A 19,405-nucleotide genomic window follows, 5' to 3' on the forward strand; every position below is an offset into this window, starting at 1 on the left:
ATGTGTTTGCTCGCACGAACATCATCAATCAAATCGGCGTTCTTGTTTGTGTGTTTCCCGAGATTCCGTGAAGAACCCTTTTTTTGCCCTTACTTCAGGGCCTGGATGAACTGTGGATCGCTGTACAGATTCTTCAGCAAGTCCTGCAGCATCGGGTTGTAGGCGTTGGTCGCGTTGGGGATCGCGATAAAGCCGAAAAAGCTGCTGTTCCACTGATGGCTGACATCTTTGGTGGCGTCGTACACCACATCGTTGCCATTGCGCAGGGTGAAGCGCGCAGCGATGGTGCCGTCACCTGTGCCCATGCCGGCGTTCAACTGGTTTTTCACCACCAGCACTTGCAGATGACGCGTCGCCTGCGGATCAAGCAGACCGGCCTTGCGCAGTTCTTCGGTGATTGCGTCCTGGATATGCGCCGGGATGCTGCCTGTCGGCGACTTGATCGGGTTGGCGCGGACCATCAACGAGCCTTCGCCCGATTCGGCGGTGACCTGCGGATTGCTGATCGCGTGCAGCGGCGGGGTTTGCTTGAGCTTTTGAACGTTGTCGAAGCTTGGCTCGTAGCGGGTCATGGTCATGCCACAGCCTTGCAGGAGCAGAGCAAACAGCGGGACCAACAGCAGCGATTTTTTCACGGCAGTTCCTTGCGCGTAGAAGAGGGGGGCGAATTATGGGCAGAGTGCCATCATTGGGCAACTGTCTTCGCCGCCTCATTCACGTTGCCGCAACAAGCCCTCGATCTGCGCCAGTTCCCAGGTACTTAACAGGCTCACCGGATCGGTGCCGAAACGCTGCCGGGTGTCGAGGGTCCATTGGCGGCCGTCCGGGCAAAAACAATCAGCGCAGTGATGCAGGCGCTGGCCGTCGAAGTCCAGCTGCAAACGCCAGCCTTCGATTTCGACCGACACCCGATCCGCTCGCGCGCTCGTCACCCGCAAGGTACACACGCCCAACGCGGCATCGCGCAATCGCTGGCAAACTTCGCGGCTGGTCAATTCGGTCGGCATCCTGGGCTCCATAGCCTGAAACAGCGCGTCAGCATAGAGCGCACGCCAGCGGATGTCAGCGATCACTGGCCCACGCCGGTGCATTTGCGTAACATCCGCAACCCTCTTTTTCCGCGGCGCTCTTGTGCGCAAATGCATGCGGCCGCGCCCGTCGACCGCTCTGTCAGGTAAGCCATGAAACCGATTCGTCTGCGCGCCGATGTCCTGGCCGGACTCACCACCTCGTTTGCCCTGTTGCCCGAATGCATTGCGTTTGCGCTGGTGGCTCATCTCAATCCGCTGATGGGCCTGTACGGCGCCTTCATCATTTGCACGTTGACCGCGTTGTTCGGTGGCCGGCCGGGCATGGTTTCCGGGGCCGCCGGTTCGATGGCGGTGGTGATCGTCGCGCTGGTGGTGCAGCACGGTGTGCAGTATCTGCTGGCGACGGTATTGCTCGGCGGTTTGATCATGATGGCGTTCGGTCTGTTGCGACTGGGCAAACTGGTGCGCATGGTGCCGCACCCGGTGATGCTCGGGTTCGTCAACGGTCTGGCGATCATCATTGCGCTGGCGCAACTGGAGCATTTCAAGAGCGGTGAGCAGTGGCTCAGCGGCACGCCGTTGTACCTGATGACCGGGCTGGTGCTGCTGACCATGGCCATCGTCTATGTATTGCCGCGCCTGACCCGGGCTGTGCCGCCAGCGCTGGTGGCGATCCTCGGTGTCGGTTTGCTGGTTTATGTGCTCGGTCTGCCGACCCGTACCCTCGGCGACATGGCGCACATCGCCGGCGGCTTGCCGACGTTCGCCTTGCCGGACATTCCGTGGACACTGGACACCCTGCGCATCATCGCGCCTTACGCGATTCTGATGGCGCTGGTCGGCCTGCTGGAAACCCTGCTGACCCTCAACCTCACCGACGAAATCACCGAAACCCGTGGCTACCCGGATCGCGAGTGCGTGGCGCTGGGTGCGGCAAACGTAGTCTCCGGCGCGTTCGGCGGCATGGGTGGTTGCGCAATGATTGGCCAGACTGTGATCAACCTCAGCTCCGGCGGACGCGGACGCTTGTCCGGCGTAGTGGCGGGTGTGTTGATTCTGCTGTTCATCCTGTTTCTGTCACCGCTGATCGAGCGGATTCCGCTGGCGGCGCTGGTGGGGGTGATGTTCGTGGTGTCGCAACAGACTTTCGCCTGGGCGTCATTGAGGGTGCTGAACAAAGTGCCGCTCAACGATGTGCTGGTGATCATCGCGGTAACGACCATCACCGTGTTCACCGACCTGGCCACGGCGGTCTTGTGCGGGATCATTATCGCGGCGCTGAATTTTGCCTGGCAGCAAGCGCGCGAGCTGTACGCCGACGAACATCTGGAAGCGGACGGCAGCAAACTCTATCGCCTGCACGGCACGCTGTTCTTTGCCTCGACCACGCCGTTCCTCAATCAGTTCGACCCGGCCAACGACCCGCAGCGGGTGACGCTGGATTGCCGGCACCTGAGCTTCGTCGATTACTCGGCCATCGCGGCGCTGAAAACCCTGCGTGAACGCTACGCCAAGGCCGGCAAGCAGTTGCAGGTGTTTCACCTGTCCGAGCGCTGCAAGAAGTTGCTGAAACGCGCCGGGGTCGATCACGACTGACGCGTCCTACGCAGTACAAAATTCAATGTGGGAGCGAGCTTGCTCGCGATAGCGGAGTATCAATCGACAAAGATGCCGACTGATCCACCGCCATCGCGAGCAAGCTCGCTCCCACAGTTTTTTGCATTACGCTGGATTTTCAATGGCGGGGAAGTCGATGTCGGTCAGCGCCACGTTGTTCAGGTAGTTGGTGAGGGTCTGCGCGGAGACGATGGCGATCACTTCGATGATCTTCTTGTCGTCGATGCCGGCAGCGCGGGCGGCGGCGATCTGTTCATCGCTCAGATGACCACGGGTTTCGGTCAGTTGATGGGCGAGGGTGGCAAAAGCATTCAATCGACCGTGACGTGCTTCGATGATTTCCTCTGCTGCCAGCCCGGCCTTGCTGGCGAACAGGGTGTGCGCCGCCAGGCAATAATCGCAACCGTTGACTTGCGAGGTGGCCAGATACACCGCCTCTTTTTCCTTGGCGCTCAGGGACGTTTTGCCCAAGGTTGCCGAGATTTGTACGTAGGCATCCAGCGCAACGGGCGCGGTGGCCAGGGTCTTGAACATATTGGGCAGGAAGCCGATTTTTTTCTGCACGCCTTCAAGTGTCGGGCGAGTGGCGTCGGTGGCGGTTTCGAGGCTGAGAGGGGCGATGCGGCTCATGGTGATTCTCCAAAAGTCCGGTGCGAAGTGCGCCGGGGATGGAGTGAATGCTACGGAACGCGGCTGGTGCTTTGGGTGCAAATCGTCGAGGATATGCGACAGATCGTCCAAACCTGTCGTTGCGAGAATCAGTCATGGATCGCCTTTCTACGTTACTCAGCCATTTCGGCGTCAATGCCGGCACCTTTCACAGCGGCACGTTTTGCGGGGTGAGCGCCTACGGCGGCGATCAGGTGTGCGGGCATGTGCATCTGTTGCAGGCGGGGGAGCTGCTGCTCAAACCGGGCAATGATCCTGAAATCTCGCTCAATGAACCGACCCTGATCTTTTTCCCCCGCCCCATGGCCCATCGCTTGTTCGCCAACGAAGCCATGGGCACGCAATTGGTGTGCGCATCGCTGACGTTCGACGGCGGCGCGGGTAATGCCCTCGCGGCAGCGCTGCCGGATTATCTGGTGCTGAAACTCGCCGACCTTCCCGAAATGGCCAACACTCTGGAGTGGCTGTTCAAGGAAGCGTTCGATGGCCATTGCGGGCGCGAAGCGGTGATGGATCGGCTGTTCGAATTACTGGTGATTCTGTTGTTGCGCCACCTCATCAGCAGTCGCCACCAGCAGCCGGGCATGATGGCGGGACTGGCGGATCCGAAGATTTCCCGAGCCTTGAACCTGATGCACGACCAACCGGCCAAGGCCTGGAGCGTCGCTGAACTGGCGAGTGCCGCCAACCTGTCTCGCGCCGGTTTCGCCGAACACTTCCGGCGGGTAGTGGGGCAGACGCCGGTGGATTATCTGGTGAACTGGCGGATCAGCCTCGCGCAGAAACGCCTGCGCGAGGGACGACCGATTGCCCTGATCGCCGAAGAGGTCGGTTATGAAAGTCCCTCGGCGCTGGCCCGGGCGTTTCGGCGCAAGACCGGGCTCAGCCCGCGGGAATGGAAATCCGGCGCAAGCTGAAAACTATCTGGCGAATTTCTTTGCCCCGGCCACGCACAGGATCACCCCCAGCGTGACCACCAGCATGCCCGCGCTGACGTGCTCATGGAGCAAGGTCGCGGCCAGTGCCAGGCCAAAAAACGGCTGCAGCAATTGCAGCTGTCCGACCGCCGCAATCCCGCCCTGCGCCAGCCCGCGATACCAGAACACAAAACCGATCAGCATGCTGAACAGCGAAACGTAGGCCAGGCTCACCCACGCCGACAGGCTGATACCGCTGAGCGAGGCGGGCGCCAGCCACACACTCAGCATGGCCATCACCGGCAACGACAGCACCAGCGCCCAACAGATCACCTGCCAGCCGCCGAGGGTGCGCGACAGTTTGGCGCCTTCGGCGTAACCGAGGCCGCAGGCGAGAATCGCCGCCAGCATCAGCAGATCGCCGGTGGGCGAGGCGGTCAGTCCTTGCGAGATCGCAAAACCCGTCACCAGCGAACTGCCCAATACCGAAAAAATCCAGAACACCGGACGCGGTCGTTCACCGCCGCGCAGTACGCCGAAAATTGCCGTCGCCAGCGGCAGCAATCCTACAAACACAATGGAATGCGCCGACGTTACGTATTGCAGCGCCAGGGCCGTCAACAACGGGAAACCCACGACCACGCCCAGCGCGACAATCAGCAATGACAACCACTGGTCCCGCGCCGGGTACCGTTCGCGAAACAGCCACAGCAGACCTAACGCCAGGACGCCGGCGATGGTTGCGCGGATGACCGTGAGAAACACCGGGTCGAATTCCAGCACTGCCAGCCGCGTGGCCGGCAACGACCCGCTGAAGATCACAACGCCGATGAAGCCGTTGATCCAGCCGCTGGTTTTTTCCAGCGCCGGGGTGCCGAATTGGGTGGTTCGTTCCATACGCGTTGCGCTCAGAGGTGGGTTGCGTTGCAACAATCCTAGGGTCGAGAATCAGCACAATCAAAGAATTGTCATGGATACAGCCCGACATGCCGCGCTCCCGTTACAAAACCCTCGTCGACACCTATGCGGCTGACATTCGCGCCGGTCGCCTGCTGCCCGGCACGCGTTTGCCGACTCACCGACAACTGGCGGCCAGCGAAGGACTGGCGCTGGTTACCGCGTCGCGGGTGTATGCCGAGCTTGAGGCCATGGGTCTGGTCAGCGGCGAAGCCGGGCGCGGCACCTTCGTGCGGGAAACCTCGTTGTTGCCGGGGCAGGGCATCGACCAGAAGGACGTCGCGGTCGGCATGATCGACCTGAACTTCAACTACCCGTCATTGCCGGGGCAGGCCGAATTGTTGCGCACCGCGTTGCGGCAACTGGCGTTGTCCGGCGACCTCGAAGCGCTGCTGCGCTATCAGCCTCACGCCGGTCGCCAGCATGAGCGGGCCTCGGTGGCACGACACCTGCAAACACGGGACTTGAATGTCGAGGCCGAGCAGGTGCTGATCGTCAACGGTGCCCAGCAAGGGCTGGCGGTGACGCTGATGGCCTTGCTCAAACCCGGTGATGTGATCGCCGCTGACGCCTTGACCTATTCCGGATTCAAAGTGTTGGCCGAAGCGCTGCACCTTGAAGTGGTGGCGATTCCCGTCAATGAGCAGGGCCCCGATCTGGCGGCCCTCGACAAGCTCTGCCGCCAGCGCCCGCTGCGTGCGGTGTACAGCATGCCGACCCTGCACAACCCACTGGGCTGGGTGATGCCTCTGGAGCAACGTGAGGACTTGATCGCGATTGCCCGCCGGCATGATCTGACGATCATCGAAGACGCGGCCTACGCCTTTCTTGTCGATACCCCACCGCCCCCGTTGGCGGTTCTGGCACCGGAGCGCACGGTCTACGTTTCAGGCCTGTCGAAAAACATCGCCACCGGCCTGCGCGTAGGCTTCATCGCCGCGCCGGTCGCGCGGGTGGCGGCACTGGAGCGGATCATCCGCGCCACCACCTGGAACACGCCTGGCGTGATGACCGCCATCGCCTGCGGCTGGCTGGACGACGGCACCGTCACCTTGCTCGAAGCACAAAAGCGTAGCGACGCTCGGGCCCGGCAAACCCTGGCCGCGCAGATCCTCGACGGCCTGCCGACCGTGGGCCATCCCTCTTCGTATTTTCTTTGGCTGCCGCTGCCGGAAGATGTCCGGGCCGACCATATCGTGGTCGAGTTGATGCACGAACAGGTTTCCGTCACCACCGCAGAACCCTTCACTGTGTCCGCCCATGTGCCCCACGCAATTCGTCTGGCGCTGGGGTCGGTGGACATGCTTGTCCTGCGTCAAGCCTTGCTCAAAGTCCGTCAGGTGGTGGGTGCCTACCTGTAGCGCAACTTGCCGCGCCCGATTACCCTTGGCGCCGCCGACGATCTGGAAAACCCCTGATGAAAAACGCTGCATTCACTCTCGCCCTGATCCTCAACGCAGGCCTGTTCAGCACGCCGACACTGGCAGCCGGTGACGCCGAGGCCGGCGCAAAAATCTTCCCGCGCCTGTGCGGCGGTTGCCATCAGGTCGGCGAATCCGCCCGCCCGGGCTTCGGCCCGGAACTCAACGGCATCATCGGCCGCCAAGCGGGGACGTCGGCGAATTACGTGTACTCCGACGCCATGAAAAACTCCGGCCTGACCTGGGATCGTGAAACGTTGACGAAGTATCTGAAAGATCCGAAGGGCGTGGTGCCGGGGACTCGGATGATCTTTTGGGGGCTGAGTGACGAGGAGAAGATTGATAATTTGTTGGCGTATTTGCAGACATTTCAGTCCGAGTAGTCGCGGCTGACCGGTTACAACACCAGAATCTTCGGTGACGTGATCAAACTGAAACGGTGCAGTAAGCACCGGTTGGACGTGAAAAAGCCCGGCTGATCAGGCCGGGCTTTTTGTTTGTTCAGCAGTAGAGCGTCAGATTCAGGCGACGCGACGTTCGATCAGACGATCAGCGCCACCTTCAGCAACGCGACGTTCAATCAGGCGATCAGCGCCACCTTCAGCAACACGGCGTTCGATCAAACGATCAGCGCCACCTTCAGCCACACGACGTTCAATCAGGCGATCAGCGCCACCTTCAGCCACACGACGTTCGATCAGACGATCAGCGCCACCTTCAGCAACACGGCGTTCGATCAGACGATCAGCGCCACCTTCAGCCACACGACGTTCGATCAGTCGATCAGCACCACCTTCAGCCACACGGCGTTCGATCAAACGATCCGAACCACCCTCAGCCACACGACTTTCAATCAACCGGTCCGAACCGCCTTCGGCGATCATGGTGTGGGCGGGTTTGGCTGCAAAAGCGTTGACTGCAAGAACCGAGAAAGCGATGCCGAGAAGGATTTGGCGTTTCATGATCGTGTGCTCCAGGGGTGTTGTTTGTTGGGTATGGAGCGGATGTTACGCCGCGGATTTTTTATGAGAACTTCATTGACGTGATGGTGACTATCGACGCCAGCAATGAATGCCAGGACCCTTGTTCTAGGGCGCCAGCGGCCGAATGCACAGCTCTCCGGTGGCGCGGATCAATGCCAGATCATGCAGTGCATCACGACTCAGACCGGTGCGCGCCTTGGCCAGCCACGCCGGACAGTTCGGGTCGTGGCGGTAGGGTGTGAAGTCGGCATATTGCTGCAACAGACGGGTTTGCAACTCATCCAGACGCGGGCGAATCTGCTTGCCCAGATCCGGGCGCGGCGTATCGGGCGCCGCACCGGCCGCTTGCCATTGTGCGAGCAAACCGTACTGCACCAGTTTGTTGGCCTCAATCTGCGCGGCGATCAACTGCGCGACGTCTTCCGGGTCGAGCTGGCGTTCGGTGGCGAGCTTGCGCGCGTTGTCGAGCACCTGCGCTTCACGGGGACTGTCCTGGATCGGCTTGCCGCTGTCCCATTTAGTCAGGGCGACGAGGTCACCGATGTTGAGGCGTTCGTTCAGGGTGTTCATCAATCCTTGCACTACCTCGGGCGAGGGCGCAGGGCTGGCGTGGGCAGTCGACGCCAGTACAGTCAATAAAGTGCAGCTCAGCAGAAACGGGGAACGGCGCATGGGAGGGATTCACTTCCTGTCGTGATGGAAAGACTATGCAGATGGGTCGAGGTGCAGATTACGAAGTTTTAATGCAAACGGGTACGACCTGAACGGCATTGCATACCTTAGACTCTGTCATCAGCTCCTGCCCCGAGATGGATCCTCAATGCAAACCCCTGCTCATTCCCCCCTCTGGAAAACCTACCTGCTGTTCCTGGCCCCAATGGTGCTGTCGAACTTCCTGCAATCGATGTCAGGCACGGTCAACAGCATCTACATCGGCCAGATGCTCGGCACGCAGGCGCTGGCGGCGGTGTCCGGCATGTTTCCGATCATCTTTTTCTTCATCGCGCTGGTCATCGGACTGGGCGCCGGGGCAGGGGTGCTGATCGGTCAGGCGTGGGGGGCGCGTGAGTCGCATATGGTCAAGGCGATTGCCGGGGCGACGCTGTTGCTGGGGGTATTGATCGGGCTGGTGGCGGCGGTGCTGGGCAGTGTGTTTGCGCGCCAGGCCTTGCAGGGGTTGGGGACGCCGACGGATGTGCTGGATGATGCGGTGGCCTATGCCCGGGTGATGATGTGGACCTTGCCGGTTGTGCTGGTGTACGTGCTGTTCACCCAGTTGTTGCGTGGGGTGAGCGACACGCTGTCGCCGATGCTGGCGCTGTTATTGTCGACCATTGTCGGGCTGGCGCTGACCCCGGCGTTCATTCGTGGCTGGTTCGGCCTGCCGCAACTGGGCATTCAGAGCGCGGCGTTCGCAGGCCTGGCCGGAACGCTGGCGGCGATGGCGTGGCTGTCATGGAGCCTGATCCGCAAGGGCCATCCGCTGGCGCCGGATCGCGAGTTTTTCGCGTCGCTGCGACTGGACGGCGCGATTCTCGGCAAAGTGCTGCGTATCGGTCTGCCCACCGGGGTGCAGATGATCGTGCTGTCGCTGTCGGAGCTGGTGATTCTGGCGCTGGTCAACCAGCACGGCTCGCAGGCGACGGCGGCGTACGGTGCGGTCACGCAGATCGTCAACTACGTGCAGTTTCCGGCGCTGTCGATTGCGATCACCGCGTCGATCCTCGGCGCCCAGGCGATCGGTGCCGGACGGCTGGAGCGGATGGGCCCGATCCTGCGCACCGGGTTGTGGATCAACGTGTGCCTGACCGGTGGTTTGATCCTGGCGGGCTACCTGTTGTCGCACTGGTTGCTCGGATTGTTCCTGACCGAAGACTCGACCCGGGCGATGGCCGAGCATTTGTTGCACATCATGTTGTGGAGCCTGCTGATCTTCGGTTTCCAGGCGATCATCGGCGGCATCATGCGCGCCAGCGGCACGGTGCTGGTGCCGGTGGGCGTGGCGATCATCTGCGTGCTCGGCGTGCAATTGCCGGCGGCCTACTGGCTGGACGGGCAGTTCGGTCTGCAGGGCGTGTGGATGGCGTTTCCGATCGCGTATCTGGGGATGCTGGTGTTGCAGACGCTGTATTACACGCGGGTTTGGAAGCATCAGAAGATCGAGCGATTGGTGTGATGAAGCGATCCGGGTAGATATTGGCGAGGCTGGCGTAACCGCCGGATGTTTGCTTAAGTCATTCGAGACCCATCGGGCGCCGGAGCATTCCATGTCGATTCGATTGTTGTTGGCGGCCGCGTGTTGCTTGATCGTCGTCCCTGCCGCGCAGGCGGTTGAGTACACCCGGGTCAATACCACCGCCAGCCAGATCAGTTTCACTTACAACCAGATGGGCTCGCGGATGTACGGCACGTTCGGCAAGTTCGACGCGACGCTGGATTTCGACACCGACAACCTCGCCAGTGCCCGCACCACACTGCACATCGACCTCACCAGCATCGACGCCGGCAGTGAAGACGCCAACACCGAACTGGTGAAACCGGCATGGTTCGACACCGAAAAATTCCCGGTGGCAGTGTTCGAATCGACCCGCTTCAGCCCGGCCGGGGACAACCGTTATCTGGTCGACGGCCACCTCACCCTCAAAGGCATCACCCGGGAGGTGCAGGTGCCGGTGCAGCTCAAGCCCGACAGCAGCATCGGCATCTTCGACGGCGAACTGGTGCTCAAGCGCGACGAGTTCGGCCTCGGCGCGGGGGAGTGGGCCGATACCGTGGTGTCGAAGGATATCGACATCAAGTTCAAGGTCGTTACCCCCGCGCAGTGACCGGCCTCAATACGCCCGCCAGTGCCCCGGCATCCAGCGCCATTGGTTGCCGGCCCAGCGGTAATGCCCGGCGACCCAGTGATAGCCCGGCGCAGGCATTGCCGGAACCACTTCGACGATCGGGGGTGGCCGATGCGGGCGAGCCGGTTCGACGACACAGCCTGACAAAGCGATTGCCACCAGCGTGGCAGCGAGCAAGGGTTTCATGGTTTTCGGGGAACGCGGAACGTTCATGACAGCTCCTCAAGGCCTGCGTCGGGAAATCAAAGCAGCTGAAAATTGGACGCCAAATCGGCGAAAAGTCCGTTCTCGGGCAGATGAAATTTTTGTCAGGCTTGCACAAGGTATGATGTCGCGGTTCGCCGGTCGCTAAAGCTGCGCGGCAACTTGTGTTTTACCGTTGGAGTCCGCCCGCCATGCCCCGCATCACCCACTACAAATCCCCATGCCCCGAAGGTGTCAACAGCCAGATCCTGCAGATGGTGGTCGATAACCTGACCGACATCAGTGCCATCGGCCTCGGCCCGAGCAACCTGCTGTACAACGTCTATCAGTACGCGGTGGGCTACGAGGTGCATCTGTATCTGGAGGCATTGAACGGCGAGAAGGGCACAGAAGTGGAACTGCTGGTGGCCACCGACGACGATGATCCGGAGCAGGTGACCGGCTTCCTGTTGTACCTGCCGGTGCAGGGCGATTGGGAGGCGTGCAACGTGGCCTATCTGGCGGTGCGCGAGGGGCATCGGCGTCAGGGCGTGGGCCGTTCGTTGATCGCGGACATGGTGGCGCGTTACCCCCATGCCGAGTTGACCTGCAGCGTCGGCAAGGTGCCGTATTTCGAGGCGCTGGGCTTTGAAGTGCTGGGTCGATTGGAGACGCAGGTGCTGATGAGCACCCGGCATTACCGCAGCAACGGGCTGCGCGGTTTCATCGACACCACACCGATCTACCGCTCACTGGAAGTGCAGCAAATCCACACCTACCTGCTGCAAAAACACGGCAAACGGGCAATGCTCGATGCGGAGAAACAGCGCGACCGGCATCTGGATCAGGTCACTCGGCGCACTGAAGAATTTGTCCGCCAGCGCCTGACCGTTCACTGATTCTCTTCGAAACGGCAAAAGCCCTTGTTGCGATCAGCGCAGCAAGGGCTTTTTTGTGCCGGTGATATCAGGACAGTTTCACGTTCATGGTGATGCGCGCCGTAAACACTTTCTTGCCCTCGGCATCATGGACATCCACCGGCACGATCTTGTCGCCTTCGGTCTGCCAGTCCAGCCCGTCGCCATTGGCCACGGCGGTCACGTCGGTCTTGGCCTTGGCCAGGTATTCGACGGTCATGCCTTTGGGAATCCAGCGCGCGCCGGCGGGAATCGACACGTCGGTCATCATCCCGGCCGCCAGTTCGGCGGCATTGCACAGGGCGATGGCATGCACGGTGCCGAGGTGGTTGGTGATCTCGCGGCGAAACGGCACTTGTACTTGCGCCGAACCGGCGCGCAATTCAGTCACCAGCGGGTTGATGGTGCTGAAGTACGGCGCGACCTGGCAGGCCATCTGGCTGAACGCCTGGGAACCGACGCTGTTGAACATGCTGAGAAACTGACTCATGGAAGAAGCCTCGCGGTTAGAAATTTACAGAATGATGTTCCGTTACAGAATAATGTTCTGTAACGGAACGGTATTCTGTCCGCGGGAAATCTGTCAACCTGTGCGCGTTTCGATGACCGGCACCGATGTGCCCTTTACCCGGATTTTCAACGCCCATGGACACCGCAGATCTACTCGAACGCAGCTACCCCGGCCGCCGCGCCGAACTCAAGCGCGACATCTTTCGCAAGGCCTTGCGCCTGTTCAACGAGCAAGGCATCGAGGCCACCACCATCGAAATGATCCGTGCCGAGTGCGACACCAGCGTCGGGGCGATCTACCACCATTTCGGCAACAAGGAAGGACTGGTGGCCGCGCTGTTCTTCACCGCGCTGGAGGATCAGGCGCGCCTGCGTGACGCCTATCTGGCGGAGGCGGCGACCACCGAAGAGGGCGTGCAGGCGCTGGTCTACAGCTACGTGGATTGGGTCGAGAACCAGCCTGAATGGGCGCGGTTCCAGTATCACGCGCGTTATGCCGTGACCCGGGGCCCGCACAAGGATGAACTGGCCGAGCGCAACAAGACCCGCAACCTGGGCCTGCGCAACTGGCTGGCCGAGTCCGGACGCGCCGCTGAACTCAACGAGTGCCCGGCCGAACTGTTGCCGTCGCTGATCGTCGGTCAGGCCGACAGCTATTGCCGGGCGTGGCTGTCCGGGCGAGTGCAGGGCAGCCCGAAGGCGTATCGCGAATTGCTGGCCCAGGCCGCATGGCGTTCGATCCGTCGCGAACCCGAACGCTGATTTTCAGAGACAAAAAAAGAGCCTCAAGACTCTTTGATGGGGAGGAAGTAGAGCCCGCGAGGCTCAAGATGCGCATGAAGCCAGGTGCGGGCTTGATTGGGGTTCAGAGCACCCGCACCTACGCAGCAGCCTGGTGGCCCAGGCGATTGCGTAACTCCATCGTAGGAAGGTGAGGTTATGCACTCAAGTACCGTCAGTCACCTGCATTTGAGGCGCGGGCGGCTCCCTCCACCCCAGGGGCATCAGCGTGTCAGCGAGCGCCCGGCCAGCCGGCTTTTCCGAGGGCTGCGAGCAGGGTGGCAGCATCCAGCCCCGGCACCGAATGCCCGTTGCCTTCGGTACTGTCGCTGGCCAGCAACGCGTTGATGATCGCTTCTTCCACCGCCTCGGTCGCCGCCAGAAAGAGCTCGCTGATGTGGTCGTTGTTGACCATGCGCAGGCCGTCGCAGGTCGGTGCACCTTTGCCTTCATAGGCGGCGGGCGGGACATGATCGTTGCCGGTGGCGAAGGCGATGAAAATGTCGCCGCTGTGATCCTCGTTGCCGCCGCCGGTGCGCGCCAGACCGAGGCTCGCCCGTTGCGCCAGCCGCGTGCATTGATGTGGCAGCAACGGCGCATCGGTGGCCAGGCACACGACGATCGAGCCCATGCCCGGATGCGGCAACGAAGCGCGCAGGAACGGCGAATCCACCTGTTCCATGTAACGCCCGACCGGGTAGCCGTCGACCCGCAACTCGCTGCGAATCCCGTGGTTGGCCTGGACGATGGCGCCCACCGTCCAGCCACCCTGAGCCTTGCTCAATCGGCGTGATGCGGTGCCGATCCCGCCCTTGAATTCATGGCAGATCATGCCGCTGCCACCGCCCACCGCGCCTTCCTGCACAGGGCCGTAAACGGCATTGTTCAGCGCTTCGGCCACATGTCTGGGCTGCACATGAAAGCCGTTGATGTCGTTGAGCAGACCATCGAAGGTTTCCAGCACCACCGGCATGTTCCAGTAGAGCCGACCGTCGTCCGGTTGCTGCTCGCGATCCAGTTCGATCAAGGCATCGCGCACCACACCCAGGCTGTGGGTGTTGGTGAAGGCGATCGGACTGGTCAGCAGGCCGGCCTCACGAATCCATTCCAGCCCTGTGGCATCGCCGTTGCCGTTGAGTACATGAACGCCAGCGAAACACGGTTGCGCGTTGGTCGAACCGACGCGGGGTTCGATCAGGGTGACGCCGGTGCAAATGTCACGACCGCTGGCGCTGCGGCCGCGCACGTTGCTGTGGCCGACCCGTACGCCGGGTACGTCGGTGATGGCGTTGAGCGGGCCAGGCTGCAATTGGCCGATGCGGATATGGAGATCGCGGGCACGTGGTTTCATTGATGTTCTCTCTATTGGAAGGCAGTGATTTGAACAGTTGTTACTGGCCATTCTTGATCTTGCTCCAGACCCGCGTGCGCACTCGCTCGGTGGCTTTGGGCAATGGCTCGAGGGTGTACAACGTGGCCATCGCCGTGGCGGACGGGTATACCGCCGGGTTGTCCCGAGTGGTCCGGGCAACCAGTGCCGTGGCGGCGCGATTGCCATTGGGGTAGGAAAGGTGATCGCTGACCGGCGCAATCACTTCGGGCCGCAGCAAATAGTCAATGAACGCGAGACCTTGAGCCGGATGCGGCGCGTCCTTGAGCAACACCAGCGTGTCGAACCACACCGGCGCGCCTTCCTTCGGCAGGCTGTACTGAATTTTCACGCCGTTGCCGGCCTGCTCGGCGTTGGTCTTGGCTTCAAGCATCGCGCCGGACCAGCCCACTGCCACGCAAATGTTGCCGTTGGACAGATCGCTGATGAATTTCGAGGAATTGAAGTAGGCGATGTGCGGGCGCAGTTTCAGCAGCAGCGCTTCGGCTTTCTGATAGTCCGCGGCGTTGGTGCTGTTCGGCGGCAGGCCGAGGTAGTGCAGCGCGACCGGGAGCATTTCCGAGGGCGAATCAAGCATCGCCACGCCGCATTCGCCGAGCCTGGCCAGGTTTTCTTCCTTGAACACCAGATCCCAGGAATCCACTGGCGCCTTGTCGCCCAGCACGGCACGTACCTTGTCGACGTTGTAGCCGATGCCGTTGGTGCCCCACAGATACGGCACGGCGTACTGGTTGCCGGGGTCGTTGTTGGCCAGTTTGCCGAGCAGATCGTTGTCAAGGTTCTTCCAGCCCGGCAGTTGTTCGCGGGGCAACGGGGCGAGGGCGCCGGCCTTGATCAGGGTCGGCAGGCTGAAGTTGCTCGCCACCACCACGTCGTAGCCGCTGCGGCTGGTCATCAGTTTGCCTTCCAGCACCTCGGCGCTGTCGAAGGTGTCGTAGACCGGTTCGATACCGCTGTCACGCTTGAAGTCATGCAGGGTGTTCGGGCCGATGTAGTCGTACCAGTTGTAGACATGCACGCTCGGCGCATCGGCCGCCTGCGCACTCAGCGCTGCGGACAAAACGCCCATCAGCCCCAGGTTGATATACCCACGATGACCACGCATGATGCGGCACTCCTGGCCTGTTGGCAGGCCGGTGATGAACAGGAGTGGTCAGCCTATCGGGCGGGCCGCACCGCACCCATTCCCATCATGGGTTACTCAAAAGGGGTAGTGCGTGGACGCGTTGCTGCAGGAATTGCCGGTGCATCAGAGCCTGTCGCGGGTGTTCGCAACGGTCGGTCAGGACGGTTTCTGGCGGGCGCTGGTGGATACGCTGCGGTTGCTGGTGCCGCTGGACAATGCGCTGGTGGCGGTGATGCAGGCGGGGCGGCCGCCGCAATTGCTGATCGACTTCGACAGCCAGGGGCGCGCCGACGAGCAGGAAGAACTGGCCGGTTACTGTGCCGGCATGTACCTGCTTGATCCGTTCTATCAGGCCGCCGTCGCCGGGATCGCCGACGGTCTACACAGTCTCGCGTCCGTGGCGCCGGACCAGTTTCTGCACAGCGAGTACTACTAGAGCTACTTCCGTTCGGTGGTCGGCGCGGATGAGCTGCAATTTCTGGTCAATCTCGATGACGGCGTGCTGGGCTTGTCGATGGGCCGCTCGACGGCGTTCAGTTTGCAGGAGCAGGGGCGCCTGCTCTGCGTGCGGGACTGGGTGCTGTCAGCGATGCGCCGGCATGTGCAGTTGATGCCGCCGCAAGGCGCAGCGGTCGAGGCGCCGGTCGGTGATATTGCGGCGCTGCTCGACCGCTTCGACGCCCGCCTGACTGTGCGCGAAATCGACACGGCGCGCCTGATTCTCCAAGGCTTTTCCAGCAAGGCCATCGCCCAGCACATGAACATTTCGCCGGAGACCGTGAAGGTGCACCGGCGCAATCTCTATCACAAGCTCAACGTCACCGGGCATGGCGAGTTGTTTGCGCTGGTATTGCGCCCGCGCTGACGGGGTCAGCCGATCTGCTTGAACAGCAGCGCCTTCAGGCCGCTTTCAGGATCGACATCGGGAAACTCCGGCGGATTCTCCAACCTTTGCTCGAAGCGCAGGCTTGGCGCTTCCTGGGTTACGCCGTCGATCAGGAAGTCCGAACCGAACGAAGGATCGTTCATGCACGCCAGCACCGTGCCTTGCGCGGTGAGCAGTTCCGGCAGACGACGCAGCACACGCCGGTAATCCTTGGTCAGCAGAAAACTGCCTTTCTGGAACGACGGCGGGTCGATGATCACCAAATCGTACGGGCCGCTGTTGATGACCTTGCCCCAGGATTTGAACAGGTCATGGCCCAGGAAACTCACCTTGCTCAGGTCATGCCCGTTCAACCGGTGATTGTCGCGGCCCCGGCTCAGGGCGGCGCGGGACATGTCGAGGTTGACTACATGGCTGGCGCCGCCCTCGATGGCCGCCACCGAGAAGCCGCAGGTGTAGGCGAACAGGTTCAGCACCCGTTTGCCCGCCGCTTGTTCGCGCACCCAGTTGCGGCCATAACGCATGTCGAGGAACAGCCCGGCGTTCTGCTTGCGGCCCAGGTCCACGCGGTATTTCAACCCGCCCTCGGCGATGGTCATTTCGTCGATCTCGTCCCCCAGCAGCCATTCGGCGGTGCTTTGCGGCAAGTAACGGTGCTGGATCAACAAAGTATGGGCGCCGGATTGCTGCCATTGCTCTGAACCGGTGATCTCCAGCAACAGACGTTTAAGGTCTTCCAGCTGCGAAGCCTCGGGCTCCTTGAACAGCGACACCAGCACCACGCCCTGCAGCCAGTCCACGGTGACTTGCTCCAGCCCCGGCCAGCAACGTCCGCGCCCATGGAACAGGCGCCGGGTTTCGGTCGGTGCCGACGTCAGCGCCGTGAGCAGATGGGTGTGAAGAGTGGCGAGGGCTTGAGGGTTCATCAATCGGAATCGGCCAGCAAAAGGGTGGGCATTTTAACCACAAACAGGCCGTGACGAGGGCTTGCCGACCGACGTTATCGAAAAGACCTGTATCTAAAATGAATTTCTGTACAAGGTGTCGCTCATACCAGATAAGCAGCGGGTTCAATCCGCTGAAAATGTTCATGTTGTTCAGGGAGTGCCAGTTCATGTGTCCAGTTCCGTCGTCGAGCGCGCACCTTCCTGACGGGTTGATTCTGGTAGTGGAAGACGATCCGTTGATTCTGGAGTTTCTGTGCGAAATTCTTCAGGAGGAAGGTTTCAAGGTGGAGCCGCAGACCAGCGCCGATGCGGCGTCGCAATACCTGGAGGAGCACGCGCCGGAAGTCGCGCTGTTGCTGACCGATATCACTATGCCCGGCACGCTTAACGGCGCCGACCTGGCCAATCTGGTCGGTGATCGCTGGCCGGACAAACCGGTGATGGTCATGTCCGGCTATGAAACACCGGAAACCTCGGGCGTGAAGCATCCGGTGGCGTTCATCAAAAAGCCCTGGGCCATCGGGCAGTTGCTCGATTGCGTCGACGGTGCGTTCAAATCCAAGGCGCCGCGGCTGCACTGAAGCGTCTCGCAGGTGCTACATTGCCGGGCATCGTTGCCCGGCCCCTTGCGAGGAAGTGATCTTTTGTCTGCTCACGATGCTGTTTTCAATCGCGCGTTCGGCGCGTTCCTGTTCGACATGGACGGCACCGTCCTCAACTCCATTGCCGCTGCCGAGCGAATCTGGTCCGCCTGGGCCGTGCGCCACGGGGTGGACGTCGACACGTTCTTGCCGACTATCCACGGAGCGCGCGCCATCGACACCATCACGCGTTTGAACCTGCCGGGCGTGGACGCCGAGGCGCAAGCGGCGTTCATCACCGAGGCGGAAATCGAAGACGTCGAAGGCATTGTCGAAATCCCCGGTGCGGCGGCGTTTCTCAAGTCGTTGCCGGCGGATCGCTGGGCCATGGTGACGTCGGCGCCTCGGGAACTGGCGTTGCGGCGGATGGCGGCGGCAGGGATTCCTGAGCCGACGGTGATGATCACCGCCGAGGACGTGACCGCTGGCAAACCTGATCCGGCCGGTTATCGGCTGGCGGCCGAGCGTATGGGCCTGGAACCGGCGGACTGCCTGATCTTCGAAGACGCCACCGTCGGTATTCAAGCCGCTGAAGCCGCCGGTGCGCTGTTGATGATCATCACCACGACTCACCAGCATCCGCTTGAAACCGCCCACGCGACCATCGCCAGCTACCGCGACCTCACGCTGAACATCGACAGCGACGGCCAGTTGCGCCTGCAACCTCAATAAACACCGGGCACCAAGCGCCAGCTGCGCGCGCAATAGGCGTCGTATTCGGCGCCGAACTGCGTGCGCAGCAAGGCCTCTTCGGAGTGGATGCGGGCGATCAGCGGGATCAGCGTCAGCGCAGCCAGCAACAGGCCGACAACCGAGCGAAACGCCAGCGCCCAGCCGATCGCATTGATCACCAGCCCCAGATAACTGGGGTTGCGCAGGTGCCGATAAATGCCCTCGGTCACCAGCCGATGCCCCGGCTGAATCGCCACCAGCCCGCTGAACCGATGGCCGAGTACAAACACCGGCCACAAGCGCAACACGCCACCGACAATGAACAGCAACGCTCCCAACCAGCGGGTGCCTTCGCGGCCGATGGTCCAGAAACCGATGCGGTCGCAGTAAGCCGGCAGAACGGCACTGACCAGACCGATCACGGCGAACGCCGGAATCACCCAGCGATTGGCCCGATCCTCGCGTTCGCCGGTGCTCAGGTTCACTTCCGTGAACAGCGACGCCACCACCATGGCCAGCGTGGCCAGCGCCACCACGACCAGCGCCCCGTGAGAAAAAAACACCGCCACGCCACCGATGCCCCACATAGCCAGGCCCAGATAGGCGAGGGTGGCGAGCACTGCGACCACGGTCATTTGCGCTGACATTTTCATAGGCACCTCACAGCTGTTCCGTTCAGTGTAGATCCCGGCACGATCCCCGGCGTTTAACCGCTGGCAGGGCCGTGGACCAAACTCCAGGCTGAGACCTTCCGATCATCCGATTCGCCGCTTCGGGAGTCCGCCATGCTGTACATCCGCACGCCGCTGATCGTCCATCCAAGTCTGTCGACCGCATCCCGGCGCATCTGGCTGAAGTTGGGAAACCAGCAAACGTGCGGCTCGGGGGTGAGTATCAGTGCGCAACGGTTGG

Annotated in this window: 22 protein-coding genes and 2 pseudogenes; 12 read left to right on the plus strand and 12 right to left on the minus strand. The window is 61.7% G+C overall.

All coding sequences use genetic code 11. The features are described 5' to 3' along the window. Positions 1-89: 89 nt before the first annotated feature. On the minus strand, positions 90-635 hold the full coding sequence (locus MKZ87_RS28460) for a hypothetical protein (protein ID WP_085703217.1): 546 nt from the start codon (positions 633-635) through the stop codon (positions 90-92). Positions 636-710: 75 nt separating this feature from the next. Further along, complete coding sequence (locus tag MKZ87_RS28465) at positions 711-1,007, minus strand: DUF7693 family protein (RefSeq protein WP_085699193.1); 297 nt, start codon at positions 1,005-1,007, stop codon at positions 711-713. Positions 1,008-1,181: 174 nt separating this feature from the next. On the opposite strand from MKZ87_RS28465, the gene MKZ87_RS28470 reads away from it, so the two are divergent. Then, entirely contained in the window at positions 1,182-2,627 is a 1,446-nt protein-coding gene (locus MKZ87_RS28470; protein ID WP_085699195.1) for a SulP family inorganic anion transporter, read from the plus strand. A gap of 126 nt (positions 2,628-2,753) precedes the next feature. On the opposite strand, the gene MKZ87_RS28475 is transcribed toward MKZ87_RS28470, so the two are convergent. Continuing rightward, positions 2,754-3,278 (minus strand): carboxymuconolactone decarboxylase family protein, encoded by a 525-nt coding sequence (locus MKZ87_RS28475; RefSeq protein WP_085703216.1) that lies wholly within the window; start codon positions 3,276-3,278, stop codon positions 2,754-2,756. A gap of 134 nt (positions 3,279-3,412) precedes the next feature. Between MKZ87_RS28475 and MKZ87_RS28480 the strand changes: the two genes are divergently transcribed. Continuing rightward, on the plus strand, positions 3,413-4,234 hold the full coding sequence (locus MKZ87_RS28480) for an AraC family transcriptional regulator (RefSeq protein WP_085699199.1): 822 nt from the start codon (positions 3,413-3,415) through the stop codon (positions 4,232-4,234). Positions 4,235-4,237: 3 nt separating this feature from the next. Here MKZ87_RS28480 and MKZ87_RS28485 read toward each other — a convergent pair whose 3' ends face one another. Then, positions 4,238-5,131 (minus strand): DMT family transporter, encoded by an 894-nt coding sequence (locus tag MKZ87_RS28485; protein ID WP_085703215.1) that lies wholly within the window; start codon positions 5,129-5,131, stop codon positions 4,238-4,240. Between the two features lie 89 nt (positions 5,132-5,220). Here MKZ87_RS28485 and MKZ87_RS28490 point away from each other — a divergent pair, with 89 nt between their 5' ends. After that, positions 5,221-6,552, plus strand: coding sequence for a PLP-dependent aminotransferase family protein (locus MKZ87_RS28490; protein ID WP_085703214.1), 1,332 nt, complete (start codon positions 5,221-5,223; stop codon positions 6,550-6,552). 56 nt (positions 6,553-6,608) lie between these two features. Beyond that, complete coding sequence (locus tag MKZ87_RS28495) at positions 6,609-6,995, plus strand: c-type cytochrome (protein WP_085703213.1); 387 nt, start codon at positions 6,609-6,611, stop codon at positions 6,993-6,995. A 138-nt stretch (positions 6,996-7,133) separates the two neighbouring features. Here the strand turns inward: MKZ87_RS28495 and MKZ87_RS28500 are convergent, their stop codons facing one another. Both MKZ87_RS28500 and MKZ87_RS28505 read right to left on the minus strand, forming a co-directional pair. Continuing rightward, positions 7,134-7,574 (minus strand): phage infection protein, encoded by a 441-nt coding sequence (locus MKZ87_RS28500; protein ID WP_085703212.1) that lies wholly within the window; start codon positions 7,572-7,574, stop codon positions 7,134-7,136. Between the two features lie 126 nt (positions 7,575-7,700). Next, entirely contained in the window at positions 7,701-8,267 is a 567-nt protein-coding gene (locus MKZ87_RS28505) for a chorismate mutase (RefSeq protein WP_085703211.1), read from the minus strand. A gap of 148 nt (positions 8,268-8,415) precedes the next feature. On the opposite strand from MKZ87_RS28505, the gene MKZ87_RS28510 reads away from it, so the two are divergent. Continuing rightward, positions 8,416-9,771 carry an MATE family efflux transporter gene (locus MKZ87_RS28510; protein WP_085703210.1) on the plus strand — a complete coding sequence of 452 codons (1,356 nt, stop codon included), beginning with the start codon at positions 8,416-8,418 and terminating at the stop codon, positions 9,769-9,771. 91 nt (positions 9,772-9,862) lie between these two features. After that, entirely contained in the window at positions 9,863-10,420 is a 558-nt protein-coding gene (locus tag MKZ87_RS28515; RefSeq protein WP_085699223.1) for a YceI family protein, read from the plus strand. Between the two features lie 6 nt (positions 10,421-10,426). On the opposite strand, the gene MKZ87_RS28520 is transcribed toward MKZ87_RS28515, so the two are convergent. Beyond that, positions 10,427-10,654 (minus strand): YXWGXW repeat-containing protein, encoded by a 228-nt coding sequence (locus MKZ87_RS28520; RefSeq protein WP_085699224.1) that lies wholly within the window; start codon positions 10,652-10,654, stop codon positions 10,427-10,429. A gap of 182 nt (positions 10,655-10,836) precedes the next feature. Between MKZ87_RS28520 and MKZ87_RS28525 the strand changes: the two genes are divergently transcribed. Continuing rightward, complete coding sequence (locus tag MKZ87_RS28525; RefSeq protein WP_085699225.1) at positions 10,837-11,523, plus strand: GNAT family N-acetyltransferase; 687 nt, start codon at positions 10,837-10,839, stop codon at positions 11,521-11,523. Positions 11,524-11,590: 67 nt separating this feature from the next. On the opposite strand, the gene MKZ87_RS28530 is transcribed toward MKZ87_RS28525, so the two are convergent. Next, positions 11,591-12,031: a hotdog fold domain-containing protein gene (locus tag MKZ87_RS28530; RefSeq protein ID WP_085699226.1), complete on the minus strand. Its 441-nt coding sequence runs from the start codon at positions 12,029-12,031 to the stop codon at positions 11,591-11,593. A gap of 155 nt (positions 12,032-12,186) precedes the next feature. On the opposite strand from MKZ87_RS28530, the gene MKZ87_RS28535 reads away from it, so the two are divergent. Beyond that, positions 12,187-12,813, plus strand: a complete 627-nt coding sequence (locus MKZ87_RS28535; RefSeq protein ID WP_085703209.1) for a TetR/AcrR family transcriptional regulator — start codon at positions 12,187-12,189, stop codon at positions 12,811-12,813. Positions 12,814-13,063: 250 nt separating this feature from the next. On the opposite strand, the gene MKZ87_RS28540 is transcribed toward MKZ87_RS28535, so the two are convergent. Further along, the gene (locus MKZ87_RS28540) at positions 13,064-14,182 is read right to left on the minus strand and encodes a P1 family peptidase (protein WP_085703208.1); all 1,119 of its coding nucleotides are present in this window, start codon (positions 14,180-14,182) and stop codon (positions 13,064-13,066) included. Between the two features lie 40 nt (positions 14,183-14,222). After that, entirely contained in the window at positions 14,223-15,326 is a 1,104-nt protein-coding gene (locus MKZ87_RS28545) for a polyamine ABC transporter substrate-binding protein (RefSeq protein WP_085699229.1), read from the minus strand. Positions 15,327-15,438: 112 nt separating this feature from the next. On the opposite strand from MKZ87_RS28545, the pseudogene MKZ87_RS28550 reads away from it, so the two are divergent. Further along, positions 15,439-16,212: pseudogene (locus MKZ87_RS28550) on the plus strand (helix-turn-helix transcriptional regulator). Positions 16,213-16,217: 5 nt separating this feature from the next. Here MKZ87_RS28550 and MKZ87_RS28555 read toward each other — a convergent pair. Further along, positions 16,218-17,159 carry a class I SAM-dependent methyltransferase gene (locus tag MKZ87_RS28555; protein WP_085703206.1) on the minus strand — a complete coding sequence of 314 codons (942 nt, stop codon included), beginning with the start codon at positions 17,157-17,159 and terminating at the stop codon, positions 16,218-16,220. 188 nt (positions 17,160-17,347) lie between these two features. On the opposite strand from MKZ87_RS28555, the gene MKZ87_RS28560 reads away from it, so the two are divergent. Both MKZ87_RS28560 and MKZ87_RS28565 read left to right on the plus strand, forming a co-directional pair. Then, positions 17,348-17,761, plus strand: coding sequence for a response regulator (locus MKZ87_RS28560; RefSeq protein ID WP_085699232.1), 414 nt, complete (start codon positions 17,348-17,350; stop codon positions 17,759-17,761). Positions 17,762-17,824: 63 nt separating this feature from the next. Further along, positions 17,825-18,493 carry an HAD family hydrolase gene (locus tag MKZ87_RS28565; protein WP_085703205.1) on the plus strand — a complete coding sequence of 223 codons (669 nt, stop codon included), beginning with the start codon at positions 17,825-17,827 and terminating at the stop codon, positions 18,491-18,493. Here MKZ87_RS28565 and MKZ87_RS28570 read toward each other — a convergent pair. Further along, the gene (locus tag MKZ87_RS28570; protein WP_085703204.1) at positions 18,487-19,146 is read right to left on the minus strand and encodes a methyltransferase family protein; all 660 of its coding nucleotides are present in this window, start codon (positions 19,144-19,146) and stop codon (positions 18,487-18,489) included. The two genes, MKZ87_RS28565 and MKZ87_RS28570, sit on opposite strands and share 7 nt — an antisense overlap. A 132-nt stretch (positions 19,147-19,278) precedes the next feature. Between MKZ87_RS28570 and MKZ87_RS28575 the strand changes: the two are divergent. After that, a pseudogene (locus MKZ87_RS28575) lies at positions 19,279-19,377 on the plus strand (pyridoxal-5'-phosphate-dependent protein subunit beta); the annotation flags it as partial. Positions 19,378-19,405: the final 28 nt, after the last annotated feature.

This window comes from Pseudomonas sp. MCal1 (genome assembly GCF_026341415.1).
In the GTDB taxonomy this organism is placed as follows: domain Bacteria; phylum Pseudomonadota; class Gammaproteobacteria; order Pseudomonadales; family Pseudomonadaceae; genus Aquipseudomonas.

Excerpts from the sequence above, each read along its gene's own strand:
- MKZ87_RS28465 (WP_085699193.1), bottom strand. The coding sequence starts at position 1,007 with ATGCCGACCGAATTGACCAGCCGCGAAGTTTGCCAGCGATTGCGCGAT.
- MKZ87_RS28470 (WP_085699195.1), top strand. The coding sequence starts at position 1,182 with ATGAAACCGATTCGTCTGCGCGCCGATGTCCTGGCCGGACTCACCACC.
- MKZ87_RS28475 (WP_085703216.1), bottom strand. The coding sequence starts at position 3,278 with ATGAGCCGCATCGCCCCTCTCAGCCTCGAAACCGCCACCGACGCCACT.
- MKZ87_RS28480 (WP_085699199.1), top strand. The coding sequence starts at position 3,413 with ATGGATCGCCTTTCTACGTTACTCAGCCATTTCGGCGTCAATGCCGGC.
- MKZ87_RS28485 (WP_085703215.1), bottom strand. The coding sequence starts at position 5,131 with ATGGAACGAACCACCCAATTCGGCACCCCGGCGCTGGAAAAAACCAGC.
- MKZ87_RS28490 (WP_085703214.1), top strand. The coding sequence starts at position 5,221 with ATGCCGCGCTCCCGTTACAAAACCCTCGTCGACACCTATGCGGCTGAC.
- MKZ87_RS28495 (WP_085703213.1), top strand. The coding sequence starts at position 6,609 with ATGAAAAACGCTGCATTCACTCTCGCCCTGATCCTCAACGCAGGCCTG.
- MKZ87_RS28500 (WP_085703212.1), bottom strand. The coding sequence starts at position 7,574 with ATGAAACGCCAAATCCTTCTCGGCATCGCTTTCTCGGTTCTTGCAGTC.
- MKZ87_RS28505 (WP_085703211.1), bottom strand. The coding sequence starts at position 8,267 with ATGCGCCGTTCCCCGTTTCTGCTGAGCTGCACTTTATTGACTGTACTG.
- MKZ87_RS28510 (WP_085703210.1), top strand. The coding sequence starts at position 8,416 with ATGCAAACCCCTGCTCATTCCCCCCTCTGGAAAACCTACCTGCTGTTC.
- MKZ87_RS28515 (WP_085699223.1), top strand. The coding sequence starts at position 9,863 with ATGTCGATTCGATTGTTGTTGGCGGCCGCGTGTTGCTTGATCGTCGTC.
- MKZ87_RS28520 (WP_085699224.1), bottom strand. The coding sequence starts at position 10,654 with ATGAACGTTCCGCGTTCCCCGAAAACCATGAAACCCTTGCTCGCTGCC.
- MKZ87_RS28525 (WP_085699225.1), top strand. The coding sequence starts at position 10,837 with ATGCCCCGCATCACCCACTACAAATCCCCATGCCCCGAAGGTGTCAAC.
- MKZ87_RS28530 (WP_085699226.1), bottom strand. The coding sequence starts at position 12,031 with ATGAGTCAGTTTCTCAGCATGTTCAACAGCGTCGGTTCCCAGGCGTTC.
- MKZ87_RS28535 (WP_085703209.1), top strand. The coding sequence starts at position 12,187 with ATGGACACCGCAGATCTACTCGAACGCAGCTACCCCGGCCGCCGCGCC.
- MKZ87_RS28540 (WP_085703208.1), bottom strand. The coding sequence starts at position 14,182 with ATGAAACCACGTGCCCGCGATCTCCATATCCGCATCGGCCAATTGCAG.
- MKZ87_RS28545 (WP_085699229.1), bottom strand. The coding sequence starts at position 15,326 with ATGCGTGGTCATCGTGGGTATATCAACCTGGGGCTGATGGGCGTTTTG.
- MKZ87_RS28555 (WP_085703206.1), bottom strand. The coding sequence starts at position 17,159 with ATGAACCCTCAAGCCCTCGCCACTCTTCACACCCATCTGCTCACGGCG.
- MKZ87_RS28560 (WP_085699232.1), top strand. The coding sequence starts at position 17,348 with ATGTGTCCAGTTCCGTCGTCGAGCGCGCACCTTCCTGACGGGTTGATT.
- MKZ87_RS28570 (WP_085703204.1), bottom strand. The coding sequence starts at position 19,146 with ATGAAAATGTCAGCGCAAATGACCGTGGTCGCAGTGCTCGCCACCCTC.